Source organism: Kitasatospora sp. NPDC002227 (assembly GCF_040296285.1).
GTDB lineage: Bacteria > Actinomycetota > Actinomycetes > Streptomycetales > Streptomycetaceae > Kitasatospora.
Map to the genome: position 1 here is coordinate 17637 of NZ_JBEOWY010000022.1, position 26117 is coordinate 43753.

General features: G+C 73.5%; 28 protein-coding genes. 23 read left to right on the forward strand and 5 right to left on the reverse strand.

Annotated features, from left to right (window positions below; genetic code table 11):
- Positions 1-129 precede the first annotated feature (129 nt).
- Entirely contained in the window at positions 130-2856 is a 2727-nt protein-coding gene (locus ABT095_RS20495) for an AAA family ATPase (RefSeq protein ID WP_350530869.1), read from the reverse strand.
- A gap of 88 nt (positions 2857-2944) precedes the next feature.
- On the opposite strand from ABT095_RS20495, the gene ABT095_RS20500 reads away from it, so the two are divergent.
- Positions 2945-3493 carry a GNAT family N-acetyltransferase gene (locus ABT095_RS20500; protein WP_350530870.1) on the forward strand — a complete coding sequence of 183 codons (549 nt, stop codon included), beginning with the start codon at positions 2945-2947 and terminating at the stop codon, positions 3491-3493.
- A 70-nt stretch (positions 3494-3563) separates the two neighbouring features.
- On the opposite strand, the gene ABT095_RS20505 is transcribed toward ABT095_RS20500, so the two are convergent.
- Positions 3564-4451, reverse strand: a complete 888-nt coding sequence (locus ABT095_RS20505) for a LysR family transcriptional regulator (protein ID WP_350530871.1) — start codon at positions 4449-4451, stop codon at positions 3564-3566.
- A gap of 100 nt (positions 4452-4551) precedes the next feature.
- On the opposite strand from ABT095_RS20505, the gene ABT095_RS20510 reads away from it, so the two are divergent.
- The 18 genes from ABT095_RS20510 to ABT095_RS20595 all read left to right on the forward strand — a co-directional run bounded on the left by ABT095_RS20510 (position 4552) and on the right by ABT095_RS20595 (position 19668).
- A complete protein-coding gene (locus tag ABT095_RS20510; RefSeq protein WP_350530872.1) occupies positions 4552-5286 on the forward strand; it encodes an SDR family oxidoreductase in 735 nt (244 codons plus the stop codon).
- Between the two features lie 170 nt (positions 5287-5456).
- Positions 5457-6098 (forward strand): NUDIX domain-containing protein, encoded by a 642-nt coding sequence (locus tag ABT095_RS20515; RefSeq protein ID WP_350530873.1) that lies wholly within the window; start codon positions 5457-5459, stop codon positions 6096-6098.
- A gap of 486 nt (positions 6099-6584) precedes the next feature.
- Positions 6585-7931, forward strand: a complete 1347-nt coding sequence (locus tag ABT095_RS20520; protein WP_350530874.1) for a YcaO-like family protein — start codon at positions 6585-6587, stop codon at positions 7929-7931.
- A gap of 9 nt (positions 7932-7940) precedes the next feature.
- Positions 7941-8609: a TOMM precursor leader peptide-binding protein gene (locus ABT095_RS20525; RefSeq protein ID WP_350530875.1), complete on the forward strand. Its 669-nt coding sequence runs from the start codon at positions 7941-7943 to the stop codon at positions 8607-8609.
- A gap of 6 nt (positions 8610-8615) precedes the next feature.
- Entirely contained in the window at positions 8616-10394 is a 1779-nt protein-coding gene (locus tag ABT095_RS20530; RefSeq protein WP_350530876.1) for a hypothetical protein, read from the forward strand.
- Positions 10391-11074 (forward strand): nitroreductase family protein, encoded by a 684-nt coding sequence (locus tag ABT095_RS20535; protein WP_350530877.1) that lies wholly within the window; start codon positions 10391-10393, stop codon positions 11072-11074. The genes ABT095_RS20530 and ABT095_RS20535 overlap by 4 nt, the downstream gene beginning before the upstream one ends.
- 76 nt (positions 11075-11150) lie before the next feature.
- Complete coding sequence (locus ABT095_RS20540; protein WP_350530878.1) at positions 11151-11324, forward strand: thiocillin family RiPP; 174 nt, start codon at positions 11151-11153, stop codon at positions 11322-11324.
- 49 nt (positions 11325-11373) lie between these two features.
- The gene (locus ABT095_RS20545) at positions 11374-11532 is read left to right on the forward strand and encodes a thiocillin family RiPP (RefSeq protein ID WP_350530879.1); all 159 of its coding nucleotides are present in this window, start codon (positions 11374-11376) and stop codon (positions 11530-11532) included.
- 43 nt (positions 11533-11575) lie between these two features.
- A complete protein-coding gene (locus tag ABT095_RS20550) occupies positions 11576-11746 on the forward strand; it encodes a thiocillin family RiPP (RefSeq protein WP_350530880.1) in 171 nt (56 codons plus the stop codon).
- Between the two features lie 56 nt (positions 11747-11802).
- A complete protein-coding gene (locus ABT095_RS20555; protein WP_350530881.1) occupies positions 11803-11970 on the forward strand; it encodes a thiocillin family RiPP in 168 nt (55 codons plus the stop codon).
- A 59-nt stretch (positions 11971-12029) separates the two neighbouring features.
- Positions 12030-12197, forward strand: coding sequence for a hypothetical protein (locus ABT095_RS20560; RefSeq protein WP_350530882.1), 168 nt, complete (start codon positions 12030-12032; stop codon positions 12195-12197).
- A 218-nt stretch (positions 12198-12415) separates the two neighbouring features.
- Positions 12416-13435 carry a PqqD family peptide modification chaperone gene (locus ABT095_RS20565; RefSeq protein ID WP_350530883.1) on the forward strand — a complete coding sequence of 340 codons (1020 nt, stop codon included), beginning with the start codon at positions 12416-12418 and terminating at the stop codon, positions 13433-13435.
- Positions 13432-15855, forward strand: a complete 2424-nt coding sequence (locus tag ABT095_RS20570; RefSeq protein ID WP_350530884.1) for a lantibiotic dehydratase — start codon at positions 13432-13434, stop codon at positions 15853-15855. The genes ABT095_RS20565 and ABT095_RS20570 overlap by 4 nt, the downstream gene beginning before the upstream one ends.
- Positions 15852-16790, forward strand: coding sequence for a thiopeptide-type bacteriocin biosynthesis protein (locus tag ABT095_RS20575; protein WP_350530885.1), 939 nt, complete (start codon positions 15852-15854; stop codon positions 16788-16790). Before ABT095_RS20570 ends, ABT095_RS20575 begins: the two co-directional genes overlap by 4 nt.
- An 11-nt stretch (positions 16791-16801) precedes the next feature.
- On the forward strand, positions 16802-17698 hold the full coding sequence (locus ABT095_RS20580; RefSeq protein ID WP_350530886.1) for an ABC transporter ATP-binding protein: 897 nt from the start codon (positions 16802-16804) through the stop codon (positions 17696-17698).
- Positions 17695-18942 carry an ABC transporter permease gene (locus tag ABT095_RS20585; RefSeq protein WP_350530887.1) on the forward strand — a complete coding sequence of 416 codons (1248 nt, stop codon included), beginning with the start codon at positions 17695-17697 and terminating at the stop codon, positions 18940-18942. The genes ABT095_RS20580 and ABT095_RS20585 overlap by 4 nt, the downstream gene beginning before the upstream one ends.
- A gap of 42 nt (positions 18943-18984) precedes the next feature.
- Complete coding sequence (locus tag ABT095_RS20590) at positions 18985-19254, forward strand: hypothetical protein (protein WP_350530888.1); 270 nt, start codon at positions 18985-18987, stop codon at positions 19252-19254.
- A 144-nt stretch (positions 19255-19398) separates the two neighbouring features.
- Positions 19399-19668, forward strand: coding sequence for a hypothetical protein (locus tag ABT095_RS20595; protein ID WP_350530889.1), 270 nt, complete (start codon positions 19399-19401; stop codon positions 19666-19668).
- Positions 19669-19704: 36 nt separating this feature from the next.
- On the opposite strand, the gene ABT095_RS20600 is transcribed toward ABT095_RS20595, so the two are convergent.
- A complete protein-coding gene (locus ABT095_RS20600) occupies positions 19705-20676 on the reverse strand; it encodes a helix-turn-helix transcriptional regulator (protein WP_350530890.1) in 972 nt (323 codons plus the stop codon).
- A gap of 337 nt (positions 20677-21013) precedes the next feature.
- Here ABT095_RS20600 and nth point away from each other — a divergent pair, with 337 nt between their 5' ends.
- The 4 genes from nth (at position 21014) to ABT095_RS20620 (ending at position 24626) form a co-directional block, all read left to right on the forward strand.
- On the forward strand, positions 21014-21823 hold the full coding sequence (nth, locus tag ABT095_RS20605; RefSeq protein ID WP_350530891.1) for an endonuclease III: 810 nt from the start codon (positions 21014-21016) through the stop codon (positions 21821-21823).
- A 27-nt stretch (positions 21824-21850) separates the two neighbouring features.
- Positions 21851-22561, forward strand: coding sequence for an NUDIX hydrolase (locus ABT095_RS20610; RefSeq protein WP_350530892.1), 711 nt, complete (start codon positions 21851-21853; stop codon positions 22559-22561).
- A gap of 62 nt (positions 22562-22623) precedes the next feature.
- Complete coding sequence (locus tag ABT095_RS20615) at positions 22624-23808, forward strand: MarP family serine protease (protein ID WP_350530893.1); 1185 nt, start codon at positions 22624-22626, stop codon at positions 23806-23808.
- Positions 23809-23924: 116 nt separating this feature from the next.
- Positions 23925-24626 (forward strand): metal-dependent hydrolase, encoded by a 702-nt coding sequence (locus ABT095_RS20620; protein WP_350530894.1) that lies wholly within the window; start codon positions 23925-23927, stop codon positions 24624-24626.
- A gap of 75 nt (positions 24627-24701) precedes the next feature.
- Here the strand turns inward: ABT095_RS20620 and ABT095_RS20625 are convergent, their stop codons facing one another.
- The gene (locus tag ABT095_RS20625) at positions 24702-24893 is read right to left on the reverse strand and encodes a hypothetical protein (RefSeq protein WP_350530895.1); all 192 of its coding nucleotides are present in this window, start codon (positions 24891-24893) and stop codon (positions 24702-24704) included.
- 120 nt (positions 24894-25013) lie between these two features.
- On the reverse strand, positions 25014-26000 hold the full coding sequence (locus ABT095_RS20630; protein ID WP_350530896.1) for an alpha/beta fold hydrolase: 987 nt from the start codon (positions 25998-26000) through the stop codon (positions 25014-25016).
- Between the last annotated feature and the right edge of the window lie 117 nt (positions 26001-26117).

Below are 26117 nucleotides of genomic sequence, written 5' to 3' on the forward strand. Positions count from 1 at the left end.
TGGGGGTGGTGCCGAGTGCCCGAGCCGAGCGGAAACGTAGTCCGATGGCCATGTACGGTCAATGAATCGAAGTCAAAAGCCCACCCTTGACCTTCGCTTGCAAAGCCAAGGGGTCACCCTTGCGCCGGGTCAGCCGGTGATCCGGCGGAGCGTCAGCTGTGTCCGGTCCCGGATGCCGTAGCGGCGGTAGAGCCTGGTCAGGCTGCCCTCGACCGCCTTGACCGAGACGTGCAGGGTGCCGGCGATCTGCCGGTTGGTCGCGCCCTGCTGCACCAGGTCGACGATCTGCCGCTCCAGGTCGCTCAGCCCGGCTGCCGCGCCGTCCAGCCGGACCAGCTGTGCCCGGGTGTGGTCCAGCCAGGGCAGGCACCGGGCCTGGGCGAACAGCCCGGCGGCCGCACTCAGTTCGGCCCGTGCGGCGGCCCGGCGGCGGGCCCGCCGCTCCAGCTCGGCCAGGGTCAGCCGGGCCCGGGCCGGCTCCAGCGGGTACGGGTGGGCGGCGGGCAGGGCGGACCGCAGGCCGTCCGCCGCGCCGCGCGGGTCGCCGCCCAGGCCGCGCAGCAGCGCCCCGGCCCTGGCCAGGCCGAGCCGGACGACCTGGCGGCCGAGGCGTTCGGCCTCCCGCTCCGCCTCGGTGAGCACCGACCGGGCCTGCTCGACGGCCCCGGAGCGGGCCAGCGCCTCGACCAGATCGGCGTCCACCAGGAACAGCGCCGGGTCGGTGAAGCCCATTCCACGCAGCAACTCCCGGCAGTGGCCCAGGTGTTCGGCGGCCTGGGGCGGGCGGCCGCGGAGCAGCTCGGCCCGGCCGAGCAGCCCGTGCGCGTACGCGCTCCACTCGGTGTCGCCGGTCCGCTCACCCGAGCGCAGCGCCGCCTCGGCCAGCTCCGCGGCCCGCTCGGCCGTGCCGCCGTTGAGCTCGGCGGCGGCGCTCAGCACCAGGCCCGGCCCCGGGGTCGGGCCGGACTCGGCCCGCATCCGCCCGCCCAACTCGCCTGCCTGGTAGGCCTGGTCGCAGAGCCCCGCCCGCTCGTGCACCGAGGCGACCAGGTGCAGTACGTCGGCCAGGTCCTTCACCCGGCCGGCCCGCTCGACGTCCCGCCGCAGCAGGCCGACGGCGGACACGGCCTCGGCCGTCTCGCCGCAGCGCAGCAGCCAGATCACCAGACAGGAGCGGACCTGCACGGCTGCGGCCGTCAGTGCCGGGCGCCCGGCGGCCAGCGCCGCCGCCCGGCGCAGCTCCCGGCCGGCCTCGGCCGGGCGGTGCTGCATCTGGATGGGGGCGCGCAGGGCGATCGCCTCGATCTGCCGGTCCACCTCGCCGCTCAGCACCGCGTGCCGCTCGGCCTCGGCCAGCGCGGCCAGGCCCTGCTCGACCCGGCCGGTGCTGAACGCGTGTTCGGCGCGGTGGAGTTGGACGTCGGCGCGCAGTCTCGGGTCGTCCGCCGCATCGGCCTGTGCGGCGTCGAGAAGGGCGGGTACCCCGGAGCGCTCGCCGCCCGCGAGCTGGACCAGCAGCAGCCGGGCGCCGACCCGGGCCGCCCGGCCGGGGCCGCGCAGCACCGCCGCGCAAGCCGTGCGGGCCTGCTCGACCAGCCCGGCGTCGTAGGAGTGCCGGGCGGCCGCGAGCAGCCGATCGGCGGCCAACTCCGGGGTGCAGGAGCTGCGTTCGGCCGCGAGCAGGGAGAGCTCGGCGGCCAGGGCGGGAGCACCCCGGTTGACGGCGATCCGGGCGGCGTCGGCCAACTCCCGGGCGATGCCCGCCCGCTGGCCGGGGGCACCGGTGTCGGCCAGCGCCCGGTGCCGGGCCCGCTCCAGCGGGTCCTCGAGCAGCCGGGCCAGCGTGGCGTGGCAGTCGCGGCGCTGCTCGGGGCTTGCGTCGGCGTAGATGATCTCGCGCAACAGCGGGTGGGTGAAGCGGAGTTCGCCGCCGGGGCCCTCGCCGAGCACCCCGGCGGCGACGGCGGCCGCCAGGGCCCGGCCGTCCGCCTCCGGCAGCGCGGGCCCGGGCCGGGCGGCGGCGGCGAGCAGCAGCAGCGGGCCGAGTGCCTCGGCGGGCAGCGCGGCCAGCCGGTCGGCGAGCAGGGCGCGCAGCCGCTCGGGTACCGGCAGCGGCTCGTCGGTGCCGGCCGGGGGCTGGGCACGCAGGGCGGCCTGGGCGAGCTCGAGCGCGTAGTAGGGGTTGCCGCCGCTGGCGGTCTGGATCCGCTCCGAGGCGCGGTCGGTGGGCGCCGGATCCAGCCGGGTGCGCAGCAGTTCGCCGATCACCGGGCCGGGCAGGGTGGCCACCGCCAGCTCGGTGCGCGGCTCCGGCAGCAGACCGAGGCAGCCCGGCTCGCGCCCGGCGTCCAGCCGCTCGGCGGCGGCGAACCGGACCCGGGCGGACTGCAGCCGCCGGGCCGCGAAGCCGAGCACCGAGGCACTGGCCTGGTCCAGGCAGTGCGCGTCGTCGAGCACCAGCAGCACCGGCCGGTCGGCGGCCAGCGCCCGGAGCAGCTCGAGCACCGCGACCCGGATGGCCAACTGGTCGGTGGCCACGCCGTCGGCGGGGGAGCGGAGCAGGACGACGTCGAGCACCGCGCGCAGGTGCGGGGCGAGCAGCCCTCCGTGCTCGGCCACCGGCCGGGCGAACAGGTCGTAGAGGGCCAGGTGCGGCAGGCTCGCCTCGATCGCGGAGGAGTTGCTGCGCAGCACCAGCTCACCGGCCTGCTGGGCCTCGGCGTCCAGGGCGTCCAGCACCGCGGACTTCCCGATCCCGGCGGGCCCGGTCAGCAGCACCCCGCCCCCGTCCGCCAGGACGGCCCGGCAGCGCCCGAGCAGCTCGTCGCGCCCGAGGAGCACCGTCGCGTCGCTCATGGGGGAAGTCTCTCCCGGCGGGCCGAAGTGGTCTAGTCCTTCGGAAAAGCGGTTGACGCACCGTCGGACGGTCTTCTTATCTTCCCCCATGATCAACGGCACCCTGGTACGGCTCCGCGCACTCCGCTCCGACGACCTCGAACACCACCTGGCCTGGCGCAACGACCCCGAGGTGGTGCACTGGGCCAGCGGTGGCGACCCGCTCTTCGGGCCGATCACCCGGGAGGGCGTCGAGATCGACTTCGAGCGGATGCTGAAGCTGGTGCCGCACCGGGAGGCCGCGTTGACGGTCGAGGCCGTGGCGGACGGCCGGCCGATCGGCTTCGTCGACTACCGGGACATCGACTACTACGTGACCCGTGCGACCCTCGGCATCACCATCGGCGACCGCTCCTGCTGGGGCCAGGGCCACGGCACCGAGGCGCTCACCCTGCTGGTCGGCCACCTCTTCTCCACCATGAACCTGCGCCGCCTCGAACTCGACACCTGGGCGGGCAACGAGCGCGCCCAGCGCACCTTCCGCCGGATCGGCTTCACGGAGGAGGGCCGCCGCCGGGCTGACGCGCTGGTGGCGGGGGAGTGGCACGACCGGGTGCTCTTCGGCATGCTTCGCGAGGAGTGGGCCGCCAAGCGGTAGGGCGGGCCGCCGACCCCACCAGGCCGCCGGCCCCACCAGAGGGCACCCTGACCGCGGCCTCTCGCCGCGGTCACCCCGGGCTCAGCCGGATGTGCTCGGCGAGCAGATCCGCGAACGCCGTGGTCAGCGGATCCGGCCTGGTCCTGGTCCAGGCGGCCAGGGTGCGGCGTACGGGCGGGTCCGGCCGGAGCACGGCCGCGTCGGAGCCCGGCGGGACGATATGGGCCGGCACCAAGGCGGGGCCGAGCCCGGCGGCGGCCAACAGCGGCACGGCGGCGGTCTGTTCGGCCCGGACGGCCACCTGCGGGTGGAAGCCGGCCTGGGCGCAGACGCGGTCCAGCAGATCGGCGAGGCCGTTGCCGGGGGCGTAGTGGACCCAGCGGTGGCCGGCCAGTGCGCTCAGCGGGAGGGGCTCCTGCGGTAGTGCGGCGAGCGGGTCGTCGGGCGACAGCACCAGGGCGAACTCCTCGACCCCGAGCTCCCGGACGGGGCCGTCCCAGTCGGCCGGCACCGGCCCGACGGCGAGGTCGGCGTGGCCCGCCGCCATCGCGGTGCGGAGCAGCTCGGCATGGGGGTACTCCCGGAGCCTGATCCGGACCCCGGGGTACCGCCGCCGCCAGGCGCGCAGCACCGGCGGCAGCAGCCCGAGGCTGACCGAGTAGACGGTGGCCACCTCCAGCTCGCCCCCGTCCAGCCCGGCAGTGCGCCGTGCGGCGGCGTGCAGCCGCTCGGCCTCGGCGAGGGCGGCCCGGGCGTGCGGCAGCACGGCCCGGCCGAGCGGGGTCAGCCGGACGGAGCGCGGCAGCCGTTCCAGCAGCGGGCCGCCGACGGCGGTCTCCAGCGCCCGCATCTGGTGCGAGAGCGCGGGCTGGGTGACGTGCAGCTGCTCGGCGGCCCGGGTGAAGGAGCCGGTGTCCACCACGGTGACCAGGTACTCGAACTGCCGCAGCGTAGCCATGAGCAGAGTTTATCGCTCCGGTCGAAAACAAGCCTTGGACTCATGGCCGGGCCCGGCGAGAGGCTCAAGGCATCCAACCTCTCGCACAAGGAGCGCCCCCATGACCGCCTCTCTCGAAGCACACCGCCTCGACGGACAGCGCCTGATCGTGGTCGGAGCCGGCTCACGCACCGGCAGCCTGATCGCCCGGGCCGCCTCGGCCGTCGGCGCCGAGCTGGTGCTGGCCGGGCCCGACCCGCGCAAGCTCGAGTGGACGGCCGGTGAGCTGGCCGGCCGCGCCGAGGTCGTCCCGGTCGATCTGGCCGAGGAGAGCACGATCGCGGCCCTGGCCGAGCGGGTGGGCCGCTTCGACCATCTGGTCTCCACCGCCGCGATGCCGGCCAACGGCCCGCTGGCCGAGCTCGAACTCGCCGACGTACAGCGGGCGTTCGCCGCCAAGGTGATCGGCCCGCTGCTGCTGGCCAAGCACCTGGCCGGGCAGGCCGCCGAGCACGGCTCGTTCACCTTCTTCTCCGGAGTGGCCGCCTGGCGCCCGGCACCCGCCCGCACCGTGATGGCCACCACCAACGGCGCGCTGGCCTTCCTGGTCCAGGCCCTCGCAGTCGAGATCGCCCCGCTGCGGGTCAACGCCGTCTCGCCGGGCATCGTCGACTCCGGGTCCTGGGACGGCCTGGGCGCCGACAAGGAGGCCTTCCTGCGCGGCGTCGCCGCCCGCAACCCGGCGCGCCGGGTGGGCACCCCGGCGGACTTGGCCAAGGCGGTCTTCTACGCCATCGACAACCCGTACGTCACCGGCACCGTGCTGCACGTGGACGGCGGCGGCCGCCTCGCCTGAGCCGGCCGGGGCCACCGGCGACTGCGCCACAGCCCGCCGGTGTCGAGCACGATGCCCGAGCGGGCGTCGCGTCGGGCCGGCTGACACCATGGTCGGTACGTCTCCAGGGGGTGCCGGTGAATTCGGAACGACGGCTCGCGGTTCGGTTCCGCGGGGAGCAGCTCGAGGTGATGGAGCATCAGGATCGGGGAGGGCCCTGGTACTCCCTGCCCGACCAGGGCAGCGAGGGCTCGGTGCTGCTGCCGTTGGCCGCTGCGCTGCAGGCCCGGATCCGGCCGACCGGATCGGCGGAGCAGGTGCTCCGGGCCTGGAGCCGGGGGGAGGACGTTGGCCCGTCGGTCCGGTACGAGGAGCCGGCCGACCGGCCGCCGGTACGGGTACGGGCGGCGGCGGTACTGATCAGGGACGGCCGGATGCTGGCGATCCGCTACCCGCCGGAGGGCGGCCGCCGGTACTTCATCCCCGGCGGCGGGGTCGAGGCCGGGGAGACGCCCGAGACCGCCGTGCTCCGTGAACTCCGCGAGGAGACCGGCCTGTCCGGCACCGTCCTCCGTGAACTGGCCAAGGTCTACAACCGCGGCCGCGAGGAGCACTACTACCTGGTGGCGGCCGACGGAGAGCCCGAGACCGGCCTGGACCTCGCGGCAGGAGAGACCCTGGAGTGGCTCCCGGTGGCCTCGCTGCCGCAGACACCCGTCTGGCCCGTCCGCCTGGCCTGGCGGATCGCCCACTGGCACACCAACGGCTGGCCCGACCACCCGGCACTGCTCTCCGACTCCCTGGACGCCCAGGGCGAACCCTGCACCTGGTGACCCAGGGCCATTGACGGCCCGAAGGCCCGGCTCCGCGCAGACCGCGCGGGGCCGGGCCTTCGACGTTTCCGCCCCGTCCGGGAGCCGCACCTTGATGCATCGCGCGGGTGCATGAAGCTGCACCGGAACCCTCTACTGGGCCGCCCTCGGAGTTGACATATTTCAGGTGTCGCAAGAACGACGACACACGGGGGAAACAGTGAAGGTGCAGGGGAACAGCAGAGCGAAAAACCGGATTGCGGGACGCGCGGCGGTGATCGGATGCGCTGCCGCAATGGCAGCCGTCATCGCGGTCGGCGTCCCGGCGGAGCGGAATTCCGCGATTGCGAGCGCGGGCCTTTCGACAGGGGGAACAGCGATCGACCTGGACTCCGCCGGTGGAATCCACACCCCGCCCGGTCACGATCCCGGTGGCACCCACGCCTGGGACTGACCCGGGGCACGCCGACGAGAGCCAGCAAGTGACATTCGGAAGGGTAGCGGTCAATGTTGGAAATGGTCGCCGGTGAGCCGCCCGCCGGCCCGGAACTGCCGCAAGGGCTCCGCAGGCTCGACGCCCTGGTGTCGGACGGCGGGGGATTGATCGGAAGGACGACGCGGATCTCGTCCGCCGCCGCGAAGCTCGTCGTGTACTCCTCGACCATGGGGGAGTTGGAGCACCTCCACCCCAACATCCGCTCCACCACGGGGCGCCAGTCCGGCTCCGAGCTGGGCGGCGGGGGCGGCGGGACCGATCCGCAGCTCGCCCGGGCGATCTCGATCGCCGAGGCACTGGAGCGCTACTCCAGCTGTGTGCTGCCGAAGGACCTGCTCTGGGCGAGCGCCGCGGAGTTGGGCCCACGCGCGGTGGACCTGGGCCGGTTCCCCCGGGTGAGCGCGGCCGAGTTGGCGCACCCCGCCTGCCCGGTGACGCTCCCGGACCGTGACGAGCCGATCCGCTGGGCGACCTCCTGGTCACTGACCGAGGAGCGCCCGGTGCTGGTGCCCGCCGTGTCGGTTTGGCTGCACATCCCGGCTCTCACCCCGAGCGAGCGGTTCACCATGCCGATCTCGACCGGGTGCGCCACCCACACCGACCTGCACCGGGCACTGCTGAACGCGGTCTGCGAGGTGATCGAGCGAGACTCGATCGCGCTCACCTGGCTGCAGCGACTGCCGCTGCCCCGGATCGAATTCGACCGGGTCTCCGCCGAACTGGCCCGCTCGCTCGCCGAAGTCGAGCGCAAGGGCATCCGGATGACCTTCTTCGACGCGACCTCGGAATTCGGGATTCCGACCCTCTACAGCATCGACGAGGACCCGCGCAGCGGCCATGTGCGCCATGTGGTCATGTGCGCCACCGACCTCGACCCGGACCAGGCCGCGATCAAGATGCTGCGGGAGACCGCCTCCTCGCGGATCGCGCTGGCTGCCGCCGAGCCGCCACCGGAGAGCGAGGACGACTTCCACAGCGTCTTCCACGGCGCGCGGTACATGGGTGCCCCCGAGCGGTCCGGTGCGTACGACTTCCTGCTGAATTCCGACAACGGCGTCCGCAGGTTCTCGGAACTGCCGCGGCCGGCCACCGGGAATTCCCGGGCCGATCTCGCGATGGTGGTGGAGCGCCTCGAGAAGCACGGCATGGACGTCTATGCGGTGGAACTGACCACCGCCGAGGCGCGCGAAGTCGGCTTCCGGGTGGTGCGCGTGATCGTCCCGCAGCTGATGCCGCTCTCCTTCGTCCACCGGGCGCGCTATCTGGCTCATCCCCGCCTGTTCGAGGGGCCGCTCGCGATGGGCTACCCGGCCCACCCGGAGGCGGACATCAACCCGTGGCCCCAGCCATTCGCCTAGGAGCAACCGATGATCGACCTGCACATCCTGGCGGTCGGTGAGTTCGGCCAGGCCGTCGCCCGACGACTCGTCGACCACTTCCCGGCCCAGCTGAGCGAGGAGCGGGACCTCTACGACCCGAGCCTGTGGCCCCGGGCCCGGGCCCGGGCGGTGATCGCCTGGCGGGAGACGCCCAGGCTCTTCGAACTCGCCGACGGCATCGCCTTCGCCACCGGCGTCCCGTGGCTCGCCGTCACCCTCGGTGCCACCGCGCTGCGGGTCGGCCCGGCCGTCCTGGGCACCCGGGGGCCTTGCTACCGCTGCTTCCTGGCCCGGCAGTTCCAGCACGGCCAACTGCGGGACACCGACCGCCAGCTGTTCCAGGCCTACGACGGGGATCCGCGGCTCGGGCCGGGCGGTCACCTGGAGTCGCACGTGAGCCTCGCCGAGGCGATGGTCTCGCACAGCGTCCGGGTCCTGCTCGGGCCGGAGCCCGAGCAGGAGCGCGGCCGGGTGCGCTCGTTCGACCTGCTCTCGGCCGGCAGCACCGCGCTCTCCGTCGTACCGGTGCACGGCTGCACCCGCTGCGACACCACGGTGCCGGACGCCACCTGGCGCCGGCTGAGCGAAGACCTGCGCGGACTGTGCGAGTCACCGGCCGCCGAGTCCGTCCCGCCGATCACCACGAGAAGGGGGTGAGGCCCGGTGACCACCCAACTGAACGCCGCGGACCTCGCGTTCGCCACCGCCAACGATCCGCAGTTCCAACTGCCCGCCCACCCCTCGGTGGTGCCCGGAGCGGTCGTGCACTGGTCGGAGGCCGGTCTGCTGATCGAGGGCACCGGCACCCGCCGGACCCTCTCCGGCCGCTCGGCCCGGCAGATCCTGCCCGACCTGCTGCCCCTGCTGGACGGCACCCGGACGGCGGGGGAGTTGGCCGAGAAGCTCGGCCGGCCCCCGGCGCAGATCCGCGCGGTCCTGCTGCTGCTCTTCTCCTGCGGCCTGCTGCAGGACGGGGCCGCGGGCGGACCCGACCCGCAGTCGGTGCTGCTGGCCCGGCTGCTGGACACCACCCGGGTCAACGCCAACGCCGCCCAGGCGCAGCGGCGGCTGGCCGAGGCGCGGATCGGCATCCTGGCCGACGGCCCCTTCGCCGCCGCGCTGGCCGGCCAGTTGGCGGCCATGGGGATGCGCCCGGTCGAGCTCGCCGACGCCGGGGCAGCGGCAGAGGAGCTGCACCTCGCGGTCCTGCACGCCGCCGGTCAGCAGCCGGGCGAGCTAGGGCCTGTCCGGCCGGTCTTGCCGGGCGCGCGACGCCGGGAATCCCGCCTGGACGCACGCCCGAATCACCCGAGTACGACCCAGTACGAGGGCGACTCGGGCGCACGCCCAGCCGGGCCCCCGACGCCGCGCGCTGATCCGACAAGACCGGCCGGACAGGCCCTGGGCCGGATCAGCCGGGCGCTGCGCGGCCGAGGCGTGCCGATCCTGCTGACCGGGCCGGAGCCCGAGGGATTCTTCATCGGTCCGTACAGCGCCGAGGACTACGGCGCCTGTCCGGAGTGCTACCTCGCCCAGGTGCCGCCGGCGCCCGGCCGTGCGCTCGGGGGGCCCGAGCTGTCGGCCGCCGCCGCCCTGACCGCGCAGGAGGTGCTGGCCCTGGTGGCCCGGGTCGGCAAGCCCGCCTCGCTGCACACCCGGACCTGGACCGACCCGCTGACCGGCCGGTCCGAGGCCAGGAGCCTTGCTCCGCGCCCGGGTTGCGAGGTCTGCGGTGACCCCCGGGTGCCGCTGCAGGACCCTCCGTACGCCTACGCCTACGAACACTCGGTGGCCTTCCCGCCCCGGCGGCTGGTCAACCCGCGTGACCACCAGCACCACTTCGAGCCCGCGAACCTCGCGCTGCAGTACGAGACCAAGCCGTACTTCGGCGTCGAGACGGTCGAGCTGCCCGAGGCCGAGCTGCCGGCCGCCGCGGCCGAACCCGGCCCGCTGACCCTGGCGGCCCTGGCCACGCTGCTCAAGGCCTCGGTCGGCCTCAAGGAGCAGCCGCAGGGCAGGCGGGACAAGGTGCTGCGCTACGCACCGACCGGCGGGAACCTCGGCTCCCCGACCGCCTACCTGCTGGTGCGGGACGTGCCGGGCCTGCCCGCCGGTGCCTACGCCTACCAGCCGATCGGCCACCGCCTGGCCCGCACCGGCGAACTCCCCGCGGAGCTGCGGGAGATACCCGAGGCCGCCGTGCTGGTGCTGACCGGCGCCCTGGTCCGGGTGGCCAGGAAGTACCGGACCTTCGCCTACCGGGTGATCCATCTGGACACCGGGGTCGCGCTGAGCCACCTGCTGCTGCTCAGCCGCCGGCTGGGCCTGCGTCTCGCCAACGACCCGGACTGGGACGAAGCCGTGCTGACCCCGCCGATCGGTGTGGACAGCGAGTACGAGCCCGTCACCGCCGTGGTCCGCCTCGCCGGGGGGATCCGATGAACGACCTCGTCCAGACCATGGCGGCGCTGCGCCGCGACGCCGGGCAACGGGCCGCGGCGGCCTGCGCCGAGCGCGGCGCCGCCGGAGCGGGCGAGCCGGCCGGCCGGCCGGACCCGGACGGAGCGCCGGCCGTCGCGGACCTCGCGGCCGTCCTGAGGCGCCGCCGGGCCACCCGGTTCTTCGACGACCGGCCGGTCACCAGCGGTCAGCTGGCCGAGATGCTGCAGGCCGGATCGGCCTGCGACGCGGCCCTGTGGCCGGCCGAACACCAGGCCCGGCCGCTCGAGTTCCTGGTGGTGGCGGGCGAGGTGACCGGTCTGCCGCGTGCCGTGCACCGCTGGGGGCCAGACGGCTTCGAGCCCCTGGTGGCGCTGGACGGCACGGAGCTCAGCACGCTGGTGCTGCAGCCCGAGTTCGCCCTGGCACCCGCCCTGGTGCTGGCGATCGGATCGCTCGAGAGCGCGCTGCAGGCCCACGGATCGCACGGGCACCGGCAGTTGCTGGAGCGCAGCGGCGCGGTCTGCGAGGCCGCCTGGCTGACCGCCGTGCACCAGGGACTCGAAGGAAGCATCTTCGCCGGGTTCCTCCCGTCCGCGCTGAAGCGGTTGGCCGGGATCGACGGATTTCGACGCACGCAGCTGCTGGCGCTGGCCGTGGGCCACGCCGTGGGCGGCGCGTGAGGTCGAGCAGGACCTCCTCGCGCCGGCTTGGCGCGGGGACGACGGAGCACCACTCATCGAAGGGATGTGACGGGTGATGGACCAGTTCGCCGGTCTTGACCTGAGCATCAACGAGGACACCCTGGCCGACGCCTTCCTGGAGGGCCTGGAGGACTCTGCGGCCGCCTGGTCGACGATCGCCTCTGCCTCCACCGTCGGCACCGCCACCGGCTGCGCCAGCTCGTTCGGTTCGGCCAGCTCCTTCGGGTGAGCCGGCTGTGCGGTCAACACCCCGCAAGCGCGGAGAGGAGGTGAAACTCATGCAGATTTCGGACCTCGAGATCGACCTCTTCCTCGTCGAGGAGGTCGAGCTGGAGCAGCTCGCGGACTCGGCCCTCGCCTGGGGCATCGGGACCCTCTCCAGCGTCGGCTGCAGCTGCGCGGCCAGCACCGTCGGCACCATCAACCCCTGGGGCTGACAGCCCGTCAAGTGACCTGACAGGACGAAAGGAAGTGCCACCCATGCAGAACACCGACATCGACATCGACCTGCTCGCGGCCGACGAGGCCGCGGTGGAAGACCTCCCGGAGAACGGCGCGGCGGGCCTCAGCTCGGCCGGCACGCTCTCCTCCGCGGGCACCGCGGGCAGCACCTTCGGCTCCGCCGCCTCGCTCTCCACCTACAACAGCTGACCTGCTCCCGGCCCCCCGGGCCCGGAACAGCCACCACCCGAAAGGAAGTGACACCCATGCAGCACCTCCAGGACGAGGACTTCCAGCTCTTCCTCACCGACGACGCCCTGGTCGAGGAGCTGGGCGAGACCGCGGCCGCCGGTTCGTTCGGCAGCGTCGGTTCGTTCGGCAGCTCGGTCGGGTCCTGCGCCTCGTCCGTCAGCACCGGCTCGACCTTCAGCTGACCTCCGGGCGGTCGCCGCCCGGAGTCCATCACCACCAACCGACCCAACAGGAGGAACACATGGAGAACATCCAGCTCGGTGACGACCTCGACCTGCAGGCCTTCGTCGAGGAGCTCGACGAGACCGCCCAGGCGGGTCTGTCCACCGCCGGCTGCCTCGCCTGCGTCGGCACCTTCGTCGGTGGCTGCGCCTCCAGCGGCAGCAGCTTCTCGACCGCCTCTTCCTGAGGCCTGAGGCCGCCTGAGGCGGCCGGACAGTGAAGCGGGGGGTCGCGTCGTTCCTACCGACGCGACTCCCCGGATCCGGTCACACACCTGGACACCGAGAGCGAGGACAGCACATGCCATCCAGCCAAAGTGCCGCGGTTCTGGAGCCGTGGCTCGACACCGAGTGCCTGCGCATGCGCGACGGTGTCGAGGTCATTACCGGAGCAGGTGGCCGCACCATGTTGGTTTCCCCGGCGGGCCGCTACTTGAACATCTCGCCCAGCGGTCTGGCGATACTGCGGGCACTGGGCGAGGGGATGACGGGAGCCGAGCTGATGACCTCGCTCGCCGACCGCTTCCCGGCCCAGGAGGAGTCCATCCGCACCGTGGTGCCGGACTTCCTGACCGACCTGCGGCGGGCCGAGGTGCTCAACCTGGAGCCGCCGGCCCGGGCGGGCACCGACCGGGTGACCAGGCTGTCCAAGCTGGACCTGGTCAAGCGGTTCCCGCTGCTGGCGGAGCCGGGGCGGCTGGCCGGCCCGGTGGCACGGCTGCTGGCCCTGGTGCCGGTGCGGCTGCTCTGCGCGTTGCTGCTGGCGGTGCCGGCCGTGGCACTCCCGCTGGCGGTGCTGGCGCTCACGAGCGGCGCCGGAGCGGGCCGGCCGGAGCCGTGGATGCCGGCCGTCGCGATCGGCGCGATGCTGGTCCAGGTCCTGCTGCACGAGTCCTGCCATGCCGTGGCCATGTGCTACAACCGAGTCCCGCCGCGCGACGCCGGGGTGGGGCTGATGTTCTACCTGCTGCCGATCGCGTATGTGGACCGCACCAACAGCTACCGTCACCAGGGCCGGTTCGGCCGGGTGCTGATCTCGCTGGTCGGGCCGATCAACGACCTGTTCTGGGCCGGTGTGTCCGCCACCGTGGTGCTGACCTGCGGCGGCGAGCCCGCGCAGTTCTGCCGGATGCTGCTGGTGTTCCAGCTGCTCTCGCTGATCACCAACCTCAACCCGCTCTTCCCGACCGACGGGTACCACGCGATCGAGGCGGCGGTCGGCGCGATCAACATGCGCGGCCGCGCGCTGGCCTTCGTGCTGCACCGGCTGGCCCGCAAGCCGCTGCCGCTGTACCTGCGTTCGCTCAGCCGCCGGGCCCGGGCCGGCTACCTGGTGTACATCACGGTCAGCCTGCTGCTCGCGGCGACGACCGGCCTGGCGATCCTGGTCAACCTGGCCTGGCTGGTCGTGGGGCTGGCGTCGTGACCGCCCTCGCCACCACCGACCGGGTGCGCCTGGCCGCGTTCCGGCTGGACCGGCTGAGCGGAGTCAGCGCCACGGCGCTGGAGCTGAGCGCGGCCGTCCGCGAGCAGTTGGAGCGGCACCGGGTGGCCGCCGAGGCGGCCGGCCGCGCGGCCGAGCTGCTGACCGATGCCGTCTTCCCGCTGGTGCCGCAGGCGGGCCGGGCCGAGCGCCGCCGGCTGTTGAAGCTCAAGCGCCTTGTCCACCAGGGCGCCCCGGTCACCTCGGCCGACCTGGAGTTCCTGGCCAGGGCCGGGGTCCCGCAGGACTTGCTGACCGCCTGGTCCGCACGGTGCGACCAGCTCGCGGCCGGGCGCGGCGCGCTGGAGCGTGCGGTCGACGACGCCTCGGCGCGGGCCGCCGAGACGCTGCGCGAGCAGCTGACGGACGGGCCGCTGGCGCTGGCCCTGCCGCTGGTCGCCACGCACCTGCCGCCCGAGCTCACCGCAGCCCAGCTGCGGCCGGGCAGCCGGCTGGCCCGGACCGGCCTGCTGTACCTGATCCGGGCCGCGCTCAAGCCGAGCCCGCTCAGCCGTCTGACCACGGTGTCCCTGCACCCGTCCGCCGGGCCGGGCCGGAGCGAGAGCGATGTGCCGGTCGGCTTCGCGCACAGCCTCTTCGCCGAGCTCGCGGCCACCGAGGCGTTCACCGGCGTCTTCGACTACGCCCCCGCACCGCGGGTGGCGACCTTCGACGGTCACGCCGCCGTGGTGACCCGCACCCTGTCGGACACCGGTGGATTCCTCTGGTCCGGCGAGCGGATCGTCCAGGCCGAGCTCTACCGCGCGGAGTTGGACCAGCTCCTGGCCGCCGGCGCCGCCCTGCCCGCGGCCCGGCTGGTGCGCTACGTCCGGATGGGGCTGCTGATGCCCGTGGTCCCGTGGGTCCCGGGCAGCCGGACACCGCTGCTCGACCTGGCCGCGGCTCTGCGCGCCGGCGGCGCGGGCGGGCCGGTGCGGCAGACGGCCGAGGAGATCGCCGCCGGGCTGACGGCGCTGCACCACGCCGCGCGGGCGGTCGCGGCGGCAGGCGCCGCCGAGCGGCGGGCCCTGCTGCCCGCCGTGCGCGAGCAGGCGGACGAGCTGGCGCGCCGCTGCGGCGCGCCGGCCTGGGCGGGCCAGTTGGTGCACGAGGACACCGCGACCGCGGACCCGGTCGGCCCGCTGCCGGCCGCCGTGGCCGAGGACCTGACCGCGCTGGCCGAGTCGCTCCGGCCCTGCTTCGTCCGCTCGCACGTCTACGACCTGGTGCTGGAGCGGTTCCGGGGCCGCCACGGAGCCGGCGGCCGGTGCGCCGACGCCGTCGCGTTCTTCACCGCACTGGCCGAGGAGAGCGGTTTCAAGTCCGCCCTGCACCAGGCCCGGATGCGCGATCTGGCCCCGGCCGAGGAGCAGCGCGGCCGTGACCGGCTCCCGGTCGGCCGCACCTCGGCACCGCCCGCGGTCGCCGTGCTCCACCAGCTGGCCGCCGCCGACGCGGCCGCCGCCCGGGGCGGCGACTACCGGATGGTGGTCAACCAGCTCGGCAGCGCGCTGGGCGGGCTGCTCACCCGGTTCGGCCGGGTGCTCGGCGAGCAGGCCGTCGAGCAGGCCCAGCTGCCCTGGCTGCGGGAGCTCTTCCCCGGCTGCGAGGTCCGCGCACTGACCCTGGCCGGCCAGGTGAACAACCTCCAGCACGCCGGCGCCGGCGTGCTGCCCGGCCTGCACTGGCCGGGCGAGCAGCAGCGGCGCGGCCAAGGCTCCCTCGGTTTCGACGAGTTGGCGCTGCGGCACGATCCGGAGCACGACACGCTGGAGTTCGAGGACCAGGCCGGCCGCCCGGTCGCACCGGTGTACACCGGCATCGTCCCCGCTCATATCTGCACCGGCGCGGCCCAGTTGGCGCTGTCCGTGATGGACCCCTGGCTGGACCGCTCGGAACTCAGCCGTGACAACCACCCGTTCCTGCGGGTCCAGGCGATGGCCGGGATCACCGAGGTGGTCGCCACCGGGCGGGTCACCGCCGGCCGGGTGGTGCTGCGCCGGGCCCGCTGGCTCGTACCGGCCGACCGGTTCCCCGCGCCGCGGGCGGGCGAGGCCACGGTCGACCATCTGGTGCGGCTGGACCGCTGGCGCCGGGAGCTGGGCCTGCCGCACGAGGTCTTCCTCCTCGCCCTGGGCGGCGACCCGATGGACGCCGACCGCCGCAAGCCCGTCTGGCTCGACCTGGCCTCCCCGCACGCCGTGGCCACCGCCCTGCCGCTGATCGCCGGCGCGCACACGCTGCGGATCGAGGAGGCGCTGCCCGCCCGGGGCCAGGCCTGGATCGCCGGCGGCGACGGGCCGCGGATGTGCGAGCACGTCCACTTCCTCTCCTGGGACCGACCCGACGGAGCGCAACGATGACCGCGGACCACACCTGGCTCTACCTCAAGCTCTACCCCGGCCGCCTGGACCTGCTCGACGCCGCCGCGCTGGACGTGGTGGCGCCGCTGGCCGAGGAGGTCGGTGCCGAGGCTTCCTGCTGGTTCTTCCTGCGCTACTTCGACACGGCCGGCCCGCACCTGCGGCTGCGCTTCCACACCGGCCGGGAGCGGGCCGACCGACTGGCCGCCCGGCGGCCCGAGCTGCTGGGCCGGCTGGCCGCGCTGGCCGGGCGGAGCGAGCGGCGCTGGCTGCCGGTCTTCCCGGACCTGCCCATGGGCCCGGGCGGTGGCCGCCCCGACCTCCGGCTGGACCTCTACGAGCCGGAGTACGCCAAGTGGGGCGGTCAGCGGCAGCTGGCGGTGGCCGAGCGGGGGTTCCAGGCCTCCAGCGAGACGGTGCTGGAGCTGCTGGCGGCGGCCGACGGCGACCCGCACCGCCGCCTGGCGCTGGGCGTGCTGATCGTCCGGCAGCTGCTGGCCGCACTCGGCCTCACCGGGCGGCAGCAGCGCGACTTCCTCGCCGCGCACTACCAGTGGTGGTCCGGTGCGCGGAACCCGGACCCGAGGCTGCACCAGGAGCAACTCCTGCAGGAGGCACACCAGCGCCTGCTCGGCGCCGTGCTCGCCGCGACGGACCAACTGGCGGCCGACCAGGCCACCAGCGGCTCGGTGCACCGGCTCTGTGCGGGCATGGTCACCGCGGTCACCGCGGCCGGCCCGCCCCACAAGCCGCTCTACCTGGCCTTCCACCACCTGCACCTCGCGCTGAACCGGCTCGGGATCGTCCCGACGGAGGAAGCCGTGGTCTCGCTGCTGGCCCGGACCCAACTGGACCGGGCCCAGGCCTCCGTGCCGGTCGCCACCGCGCGAGCGCCCAGGCCGCCCCAATCCCGGCTCGTCCCGAGCCTGCCCTGAGAGGAGTCGCAGTGCTGGAACTGCACGGCGTACGAAAGGCGTTCCACGGCCGCCAGGTGCTCGACGAGGTCTCGATGGTGCTGGCCCCGGGCCGGCTCACCGGTTTCGTCGGCGCCAACGGCGCGGGCAAGACCACCACGATGCGGATCATCATGGGCCTGCTCACCCCCGACGCGGGGGAGGTCAGCTGGCACGGCGCGCCGCTCACCACCGAGCAGCGCCGCTCCTTCGGCTACATCCCCGAGGAGCGTGGCCTCTACCCGCGCCAGCCGGTGCGCGAGCAGCTGGTGTACTTCGGCCGGCTGCACGGGATGGCGAACCGTCAGGCCGCCGCACGGGCCGACGAGGTGCTGGCGGCGCTCGGCCTGAGCGGCCGGGCCGGCGACCGCCTGGAGGACCTCTCGCTGGGCAACCAGCAGCGGGCCCAGATCGCCGTCGCCCTGATGCACCGCCCCGAGGTGCTGGTGCTGGACGAGCCGTTCAGCGGACTGGACCCGGAGGCGGTGGAGACGCTGGGGGCCCTGATCCGCGGCTGCGCCGACGACGGCGTGCCGGTGCTGTTCTCCAGCCACCAGCTGGACCTGGTCGAGCAGCTCTGCGACGAGCTGGCCATCCTGGCCGACGGCCGGATCGCGGCCGCCGGGACGGCAGCCGGGCTGCGCTCCCGGCACGCCCAGGTGATCAGGATCGACACCCCGGGGGCCGATGCCTGGATCGAGGAGATGGACGGCGTCAAGGTGCTCCAAGTCACCACGGCCGGAGCGGAGTTCACCCCGCTGGCCGAGGGCGCCGCGCAGCGGGTGCTGCAGCGGGCGCTGGAGTCGGGCCCGGTGACGCACTTCGCCGAGGTGTCGATCCCGCTGTCCGAGATCTACAAGTCCGAGATCTACAAGGAGGTGGCCCGGTGACCACGGGACAGCAGAAGACGCACGGCGAGCCGCTCTGGCTGCGGGTGGCGCGCCGGGAGATCCGGATGCGTACCCGCAGCAAGGCGCTGTGGATCTCGACCGGTGCGGTGGTCGCCCTGATCGTCGCGGGCGTGCTGGCCCTGCACGCCTTCTCCGGCCGCACCACCACCTACCGCGTCGCGGTCACCGACCGGCCCGCCGCCCAACTGGTGGCGGCCGCCCGGAACGCCCAGGACGCGGGCGGCAGCAGGATCGAGGCCAAGGAGTACCCGGACCGGGCGGCGGCCGAGGAGGCCGTGCGCGGCGGTCACGTGGACGCGCTGCTGCTGTCGCCGGGCGGCACGGCGGCGTCGGCGGACGGCTGGACCTTGGAGGCCAAGGACCGCCCGGACGCCGCACTCCAGGCAGGTCTGGGCCAGGCGGTGGCCGTCACCGCGCTCGGGCAGAACGCGCAGCAGCTGGGCATCCCGCTGAGCGGGGTCCTGCACGGCACCGAGCTGAAGCCGGTCGCCCTCGGCCACGGGTCCGGTCAGGACGGCTACCGGTACGGGGTGACCTTCGCCTTCGGTCTGCTCTTCTTCCTCTCCTGCCAGCTCTTCGGCACCGCTGCCGCCAACAGCGTGGTGGAGGAGAAGGAGTCGCGGGTGGTCGAGGTGCTGCTCGCCGCGATCCCCGTCCGGGCCCTGCTGGCCGGGAAGGTGGCCGGCAACGTGGTACTGGGCATCGCGCAGATGGCGCTGTTCACCGGCACGGCGCTGAGCACGGCGGCACTGGTCGGCGGGGTGCCGCAGCTCGGCGCGATCGCCGGGTCCAGCGGCTGGTTCCTGCTCTTCTACGTGGTCGGGTTCACCACCGTCTGCTGTCTCTTCGCGGGCCTGGGCGCGCTCGCCTCGCGCACCCAGGACGTACAGGCCGCGACCGCGCCGCTCCAACTGGTGGTCACCGCCACGTATATGTGCTCGATCATGGGTAAGGGAGCGGTCGTGACCGTCGCTTCGTTCGTCCCGATCGCCACCACTGTCACGATGCCCGCCAGGATCTTCGCCGGTCACGTTCCCTGGTGGCAGGTGGTCTGCTCGCTCGCCGGGGCGGTGGCGTTCGCAGCCGTCACGCTGCGGGTGGCCGGGCGCGCCTACCGCTCCTCGGTGCTGCGCACCGGCGCCCGGATCTCGCTGCTCGCCTCCTTGCGAGCCGATCGCACCGCCGCCGTGCCGCAGGGTCTGACCACCGCCGGCACCTCCTGAACCTCCTGAAGTCACGTCAACGTCCAACCAGAGGAGAGAACTGTGAGCACTCACGTCGTGGTGGCCGAGATCGGCCTCACCAAGAACCGGTACGGCGCCGACATCCGCACCTCCGAGCCGCTGCCGCTGGAGCAGGCCCAGGCCTACGCGCTGGCCGCCGTGCGCGGCGAGCACCCCGACTTCTACGAGCCGCTGAAGGACGCCCGGGTCCTGCGGGTGCCCGGAGCCGACCAGTACCTGGTGGTCGGGGCCCACCGGCTGAGCCCCGACAGCCTGTCGCGGATCACCGTCACCGAGGTGGTCGACGCCTGACCGCGTCCGGACCGCCGGGAGCCCCCGCTGTGCACTCAGCTGCACAGCGGGGCGTCTTCCTCCCTTCGCATGAGAACTAGGATCATGTGAAAAGCTGCCCCGACTGTGAGGCCGGGCAGGCAGACGACACTCCGGAGGAGAGCCGTGACCGCAGTCACGATCCGCGCCACAGCCACCGCGACCCCGGACGGTGTCCACCCGCTGGCCGAGACGGCCCTGATCCGGCTGGCCGCGCTGCTCCCGGCCCAGTGGCACTGCGTACCGCGGGCCGGCGGGACCACGCAGGGCGACGGGGAGTTCGTCGTGGACGTGCTGGTGCCGGAGGCGGACGCCGAGGAGGCGCTGCCGGTCATCGGCCGGGCTTTCGAGGACAGCGGCCTGCGGGGCTGGGGCTGGACGAAGCAGGAGGGCTGAACCGGTCGGGGTGCGGCGCACCGGCCTGAGACCTGGTCAGATCCAGCCGCGGTCCCGCGCGGCCAGCGCCGCCTGGACCCGGTTGCTCACCCCGAGCCGGCGCAGCAGCTGGGCCACGTGCCCGCGGTAGGTCCGGACGGCGATGTCGAGCTCACGCGCGCCGACCTCGTCCTTGTCCACCCGCACCATGGTCTGCAGCAGTTCCAGCTCGAACTCGGTCAGCCGCTCCTCGCAGAGGTCGTCGGCGCTGGCCCAGAACCGTTCGAACAGCGCCAACAGCCCGGACAGCATGCCGGCCTGGTGCACGATCAGTGCGCCGCGCGAGGTGTCCTGCGGATCGGCCGGCACCAGCGCGGTCTTCCGGTCGAAGATCAACATGCGCTCCAGCGGGCCCTCCAGCGTGCGGATCTGAGCCCCACGGCCGGCCAGCTCGCGCAGGTACTCGGCGGTCTGCTGGTCCTCCAGCGCGTCCCGGCGCATGATCGAGCGCATCATCGTGCCGCGCCGCAGCGCCCGCAGGTCCGCCTCCCGGGTCGCGCCGATCGCCGCCGCCGACAGCGGGCCGCCGGGCAGCACCGAGAGCACCTCGTGGTGGGCGAAGAAGGCGAGCTCGTCGATCCTGGTCCGGATGTTCTCGATGCCCTCGACCCGCTCGATGCTGTCCGAGGCCGAGTTGCGCTGGCCCTCCTGCTGCTCGGCCAGCAGTGCGCCGGTCGCGTGCCGGGAGCTGAGCACCTGCTGCAGCTCCTCCTGCAGCCGGGCCAGCCGGGTTTCGATGAGGCGTTCCAGGACCACCAGCGGATCCACCGCCCGCAGCTGTCCTAAATCGTCGAATTTGACCATCTCGCGGTCCAGCAGACAGCCGAGCAGGTTGCGCAGCTCCTTTTCCTCCAGGGCCGTATCGAGCGCGAGGGCTTCCGGCCCGGTGCCGGGCGCGCGCAGCATGGCCCGGTAGACGCGTTCCTCCTCCGCCGAGACACCAAGGTGTGAAAGGTCGGTGGGCGCCATCTCAGTTCCCCCAGCTGATGAACGCGTGATATCTCGACTGCGCAGGGCCGCGAGCAGGTCCTTCGATTTGAAGGAAGTGGACCATGTGACACTTCACCAGAACAGATATGCGAGCGGCCGAGCTGACTCCAAGGGGGAGTAAACCACGGCGGCCCGCCCGCCTCAATAAACCGTCCATGAGTTGCCGGAACCTCGATGGAATCACCGGAAATAAGTGGATGTCGCACATTCCGGCTCGGGCTCCCGGAGTTCATCTGCGGTACTTCGTCACGGCCGTGGGCCGTACGGTTGTCCGTCTCGTCCCCCTCCGGTCGCCTGCGCGGCGTAGCCTTCGTGCATGGCAGAGAGCAAGGTCCTGGGGCCCGGGGCGGCGAAGCCGCGGAAGCCGGAGTCGCACCTGGCGATGGTGCGGCGCGCGCGGAAGATCAACCGCGAGCTGGCCGAGGTGTACCCGTACGCGCACCCGGAGCTGGACTTCGAGAACCCGTTCCAGTTGCTGGTGGCCACCGTGCTGTCGGCGCAGACGACGGACCTGCGGGTGAACCAGACGACGCCCGCGCTGTTCGCGAAGTACCCGACGCCGGAGGACATGGCGGCGGCGGTGCCGGAGGAGCTGGAGGAGATCATCCGGCCGACGGGGTTCTTCCGGGCCAAGGCCAGGTCGTTGATCGGGCTCTCGATCGCGCTGCGGGACGGGTTCGGCGGCGAGGTGCCGGGCCGGCTGGCGGATCTGGTGACGCTGCCGGGGGTCGGCCGCAAGACGGCCAACGTGGTGCTCGGCAACGTGTTCGGCGTGCCGGGGATCACGGTGGACACCCACTTCGGGCGCCTGGCCCGGCGGTTCGGCTGGACGGCCGAGGAGGATCCGGTGAAGGTCGAGGCGGTGGTGGCCGAGATCTTCCCGAAGTCCGAGTGGACGATGCTGTCGCACCGGGTGGTCTTCCACGGCCGCCGGATCTGCCACGCCCGGCGGCCGGCCTGCGGGGCCTGCCCGATCGCGCCGCTCTGCCCGTCGTACGGCGAGGGGGAGACCGACCCGGAGAAGGCCGCCAAGCTGCTGAAGTACGAGAAGGGCGGCCAGCCCGGCCAGCGGCTCAAGCCCCCGGCGGACTACCCGGGCCTCCCGGCGAGCCCGGCGTCCGTGTAGCGGTACCGAGAGACGCAGGGGGACAGGATGATCAGCGGTGAGGCTGCGGTGACGGGTGTGATCGAGCGGGACGGGCTGCCGGAGTGGCTGCTGCCGGTGCGGGCGGCGGCCGAGGCCGTGCGGCCGGAGGAGCTGAGCCGGTTCCTGCCGCCGGCCGAGGGCGGCCGGCGGTCGGCGGTGCTGATGCTGTTCGGGGAGGGCCCGGCGGGGCCGGACCTGCTGCTGATCGAGCGGGCCAGGTCCCTGCGCTCGCACGCGGGCCAGCCCTCCTTCCCGGGCGGCGCGCTGGACCCGGAGGACGGTGACCCGGACGGTGTCGGCCCGGTGGCCGCCGCGCTGCGCGAGGCGGAGGAGGAGACCGGGCTCGACCCGGCGGGCGTCCAGGTCTTCGCCGCCCTGCCCGCGCTGTACATCCCGGTCAGCGGCTTCGTGGTGACCCCGGTGCTCGGCTGGTGGCGGCGCGAGACGCCGGTCGCCCCGGTGGATCTGGGCGAGACGGGTGCGGTGTTCCGCGTCCCGCTCGCCGAGCTCACCGACCCCGCCAACCGGGCCCGCCTGCGGCACCCCTCGGGCCACGTCGGCCCGGCCTTCGAGGTCGCGGGCCGGCTGGTCTGGGGGTTCACCGCCGGAGTGATCGACCGGGTGCTGCACTTCAGCGGCCTCGAGCTCCCGTGGGACCGCACCCGCACCCTCACCCTCTCCGAGGAAGCGCTGGACCTCACCCGCAAGGGCTCCTGAACCGGTCCGCGAAACAGGCCACCCGGTGCCCTCCGGGGGCGGGAGCATGGGAGGGTATCGGGGTGAATGTCCTGGATCTGTTGCTGATCGCCGCGGCGGTGGGCTTCGCCGTGTCGGGCTACCGGCAAGGCTTCGTGGTCGGCGTGCTCTCCGTTCTGGGCTTCCTGGGCGGGGGGTTGATCGCCGTTCAACTGCTGCCGCTGCTGCTGCGCCACCTCAGCCCGGGCACCACGGCCTCGGTGGTCGCGGTGGTCGTGGTGATCGTCTTCGCGGCGGTCGGGCAGGCGATCACCACCCACTTCGGCTGGAAGCTGCGCGGCCGGATCGGGCGGGGCAAGGGCAAGACGCTGGACGCCATCGGCGGTTCGGTGGTCAACGTGATCTCGATGCTGCTGGTGGCCTGGCTGATCGGCTCGGCCCTGGCGGGCACCTCGCTGCCGACCGTCTCCAAGCAGGTCCGCACCTCCAAGGTGCTCGGTGCGGTGCAGAGCGCGCTGCCCGCCGACGCGCCGAACTGGTTCTCCGACTTCACCAAGGTGCTGGCCCGCAACGGCTTCCCCCAGGTGTTCAACCCCTTCGAGCACGAGCCGATCACCGAGGTCGAGGCACCGGACCCGGCACTGGCCGCCAGCCCGGCGGTGGCCCGGGCCCGGCAGAGCCTGGTCAAGGTGGTCGGCACGGCGACGGCCTGTGGCAAGACGCTGGAGGGCAGCGGCTTCGTGTTCGCCCCGCACCGGGTGATGACCAACGCCCACGTGGTCGGGGGCGTCGACGAACCCACCGTCCAGATCGGCGGCGCCGGCCGGCTCTACGACGCCACGGTGGTCCGCTACGACTGGCAGCGGGACATCGCGATCCTCGACGTCCCCAAGCTCGACGCTCCCGCTCTCGCCTTCGCCGGCCAGGCCCGCACCAATGACAGCGCGATCGTCGCGGGCTTCCCCGAGAACGGCTCCTTCAACGTCCAGCCCGCGCGCGTCCGCGGCCGGATCCAGGCCAACGGGCCGGACATCTACCACCGCGGCCAGGTCGTCCGCGACGTCTACTCGATCCGCTCGCTGGTCCGTCAGGGCAACAGCGGCGGCCCGCTGCTGAGCCCGGACGGGCAGGTCTACGGCGTGGTCTTCGCCAAGTCGCTGGACAGCCAGGACACCGGCTACGTGCTGACCGCGGACGAGGTCCGCGAGGACGCCGTCCAGGGGCGGGCAGGCGGCTCCCGGGTCGACACCGAGGGGTGCGCACTCTGAGCTGACCCGCGCTCAGACCACAGCAGTGTCAGCCGTACCTGATAGCGTCGGCCGCGCTCACCCGTTCGGCTCAACCGAGCACCCCTGGAACGGGTCCGACGGGAGGTCAGGAACAGATGATGGGTCACTCGCACGCGGTCAGCGGAGCGATGCTGTACGCGGTCTCCGCACCGTTCCTGCCGCCGCTGCTGCTCGGGACCCACCTGCGGCCCGCCGACATCCTGATGGGCACCCTGCTCGCGGCCGGCGCGGCGCTGCTGCCCGACCTCGACCACCACGACGGCACCATCGCCAACTTCCTCGGCCCGGTGTCCAAGGTGCTCTGCCGCTTCGTCGCCTGGGCCTCGGGCGGGCACCGGCACGCCACCCACTCGCTGCTCTTCGTCGCCCTGATGGGCGGCGGGACGTGGGCGGGTGTGGCGTACGGCGGCCGCTGGTTCACCCTCGGGATGACGTTCTTCCTGCTGGCGATGGGCCTCAAGGCGCTCAACGCCCACGTGCCGGGGCACGGCCACCACACCTGGATCACCGTGGTCGGCCTCGCGCTGCTCGGCACCGTCGTGCTCGACAAGTTCCTGACCGACGCCCCGGGCTGGCTCCCGTACGCGGTGGCCCTCGGCACCCTGGCCCACCTGCTGGGCGACTGCCTCACCAAGATGGGCGCGCCGCTGCTGTGGCCGCACAAGGAGCGCTACGAGATCGTGCTGATCAAGCGCACCGGCAACAAGATGGAGACCAAGATCCTGGTCCCGGTCATGAGCGTGGTGACCTTCCTGATGCTGGGCTTCGCCTTCGTGGGGCCGACCGTCGTCGGCTGACCTGCGGCGGGCGGAGAAACGTCGACGGCCGGGCCACCCTTCGGGGCGGTCCGGCCGTGCTGGTCTCGTCCTCCGTCAGCCCTCCCGGCGCAGTCTGGCGCCGACCCAGCGGGCGCGGCGCCCGATGATGCGGGGGATTCCCATCCCGTGTGCTCCGTCGAGATGGGTGAGGGAGTCGTACGTGGCGCCGGGCGCCGGGGTGTGTGCGAGGTTCGGCGAGCTGCTACCGCGGCGGCGTCGGCGCGGGGCGGCTTCGCGATCGGGCATCCAGGTCATACCGGATGGATGCCCGTGGCCCGAGGGGAGTAATCGCCCGAGGATGACCCAAATGGCCTATGCGATTGTCATATGAGTGCATGTCAACGGTTGTGACGGCCGCACCCGAGCTCAGCCCTTGTGCTCCTGCACCCAGTTGATGAGCTCGGCCGAGAACTCCTCCGGCACCTCCTCGTGCGGGAAGTGGCCGATCCCCGGCAGCAGCCGCCAGCGGTACGGCGCCGAGACGTACTCGCCCGCGCCCAGCGCGGTGTGCGCGAGCAGCACCGGGTCGGCCGCGCCCTGGACGTGCAGGGTGGGGGCGGTGATCGGCTTCTTCATCCGGCGGGCGAACTGGATGCCGTCCGGGCGGGCCATCGAGCGCAGCAGCCAGCGGTACGGCTCGATGGAGCAGTGCGCGGTGCTCGGGATCTGGATCGCCTGGCGGTAGGCGGTCAGCGCCTCCTCGTCGAGCCGGTTCGGGCCGGTCCAGGCGTTCAGGTAGTCGGCGACGGCCGCCGCGTCGTCGGCCACCAGGCGGCGTTCCGGTATCCACGGCCGCTGGAAGCCGAGCACGTGGTCGAAGGCGGCGATCTGGCGGCGGTCGGTCAGCAGCGCCCGGCGCAGCTGGCGCGGATGGGCGGCGGAGACCACGGTCAGGCTCTGGATGACCGAGGGGCGCATCACGGCCGCGACCCAGGCCAGCGAACCGCCGGTGGCGTGCCCGACCAGATGGGCCCGCCGCTCGCCGAGCGAGCGGATCACCCCGGTGATGTCCAGCGCCAGGTTGCCGGGGTCGTACCCGCGCGGGGTGCGGTCGCTGCCGCCCATCCCGCGCAGGTCGAGCGCCACGGCGCGGAACCCGGCCTCGGCGAGCGCCGTCAGCTGGTGCCGCCAGGCCCACCAGTACTCGGGCCAGCCGTGCACCAGCAGCACCAGCGGGCCCTCGCCGACCTCGGCGATGTGGAAGCGAGCGCCGTTGGCCGCCAGGTCGCGGTGGGTCCACGGACCCGCCGAGCGGACGCTCCAGGCCGCCGGGGCGTCCGGCGCGGGCGTGTTGAACCCGCGCTCGGCGGGGGCGGCGGGCTCGACGGGTACGGGCTTCTGGTCCAACGGCATACCGAGAGCCTGTCACACCCGGGGCGAGAACTCGCCCCCGGCACTCGACGCCGGGGTGAACGCCTGACGGGATCCGGTCGACGGGACTACTCGGCGCGGCTCACTCGAGGCGGCTCA

What these genes read in the sequence shown, in the direction of transcription:
- ABT095_RS20495 (WP_350530869.1), bottom strand. Translation starts at nt 2,856, where the DNA reads ATGAGCGACGCGACGGTGCTCCTCGGGCGCGACGAGCTGCTCGGGCGC.
- ABT095_RS20500 (WP_350530870.1), top strand. Translation starts at nt 2,945, where the DNA reads ATGATCAACGGCACCCTGGTACGGCTCCGCGCACTCCGCTCCGACGAC.
- ABT095_RS20505 (WP_350530871.1), bottom strand. Translation starts at nt 4,451, where the DNA reads ATGGCTACGCTGCGGCAGTTCGAGTACCTGGTCACCGTGGTGGACACC.
- ABT095_RS20510 (WP_350530872.1), top strand. Translation starts at nt 4,552, where the DNA reads ATGACCGCCTCTCTCGAAGCACACCGCCTCGACGGACAGCGCCTGATC.
- ABT095_RS20515 (WP_350530873.1), top strand. Translation starts at nt 5,457, where the DNA reads ATGGAGCATCAGGATCGGGGAGGGCCCTGGTACTCCCTGCCCGACCAG.
- ABT095_RS20520 (WP_350530874.1), top strand. Translation starts at nt 6,585, where the DNA reads ATGTTGGAAATGGTCGCCGGTGAGCCGCCCGCCGGCCCGGAACTGCCG.
- ABT095_RS20525 (WP_350530875.1), top strand. Translation starts at nt 7,941, where the DNA reads ATGATCGACCTGCACATCCTGGCGGTCGGTGAGTTCGGCCAGGCCGTC.
- ABT095_RS20535 (WP_350530877.1), top strand. Translation starts at nt 10,391, where the DNA reads ATGAACGACCTCGTCCAGACCATGGCGGCGCTGCGCCGCGACGCCGGG.
- ABT095_RS20540 (WP_350530878.1), top strand. Translation starts at nt 11,151, where the DNA reads ATGGACCAGTTCGCCGGTCTTGACCTGAGCATCAACGAGGACACCCTG.
- ABT095_RS20545 (WP_350530879.1), top strand. Translation starts at nt 11,374, where the DNA reads ATGCAGATTTCGGACCTCGAGATCGACCTCTTCCTCGTCGAGGAGGTC.
- ABT095_RS20550 (WP_350530880.1), top strand. Translation starts at nt 11,576, where the DNA reads ATGCAGAACACCGACATCGACATCGACCTGCTCGCGGCCGACGAGGCC.
- ABT095_RS20555 (WP_350530881.1), top strand. Translation starts at nt 11,803, where the DNA reads ATGCAGCACCTCCAGGACGAGGACTTCCAGCTCTTCCTCACCGACGAC.
- ABT095_RS20560 (WP_350530882.1), top strand. Translation starts at nt 12,030, where the DNA reads ATGGAGAACATCCAGCTCGGTGACGACCTCGACCTGCAGGCCTTCGTC.
- ABT095_RS20565 (WP_350530883.1), top strand. Translation starts at nt 12,416, where the DNA reads ATGTTGGTTTCCCCGGCGGGCCGCTACTTGAACATCTCGCCCAGCGGT.
- ABT095_RS20575 (WP_350530885.1), top strand. Translation starts at nt 15,852, where the DNA reads ATGACCGCGGACCACACCTGGCTCTACCTCAAGCTCTACCCCGGCCGC.
- ABT095_RS20600 (WP_350530890.1), bottom strand. Translation starts at nt 20,676, where the DNA reads ATGGCGCCCACCGACCTTTCACACCTTGGTGTCTCGGCGGAGGAGGAA.
- nth (WP_350530891.1), top strand. Translation starts at nt 21,014, where the DNA reads ATGGCAGAGAGCAAGGTCCTGGGGCCCGGGGCGGCGAAGCCGCGGAAG.
- ABT095_RS20610 (WP_350530892.1), top strand. Translation starts at nt 21,851, where the DNA reads ATGATCAGCGGTGAGGCTGCGGTGACGGGTGTGATCGAGCGGGACGGG.
- ABT095_RS20620 (WP_350530894.1), top strand. Translation starts at nt 23,925, where the DNA reads ATGATGGGTCACTCGCACGCGGTCAGCGGAGCGATGCTGTACGCGGTC.
- ABT095_RS20625 (WP_350530895.1), bottom strand. Translation starts at nt 24,893, where the DNA reads ATGCCCGATCGCGAAGCCGCCCCGCGCCGACGCCGCCGCGGTAGCAGC.
- ABT095_RS20630 (WP_350530896.1), bottom strand. Translation starts at nt 26,000, where the DNA reads ATGCCGTTGGACCAGAAGCCCGTACCCGTCGAGCCCGCCGCCCCCGCC.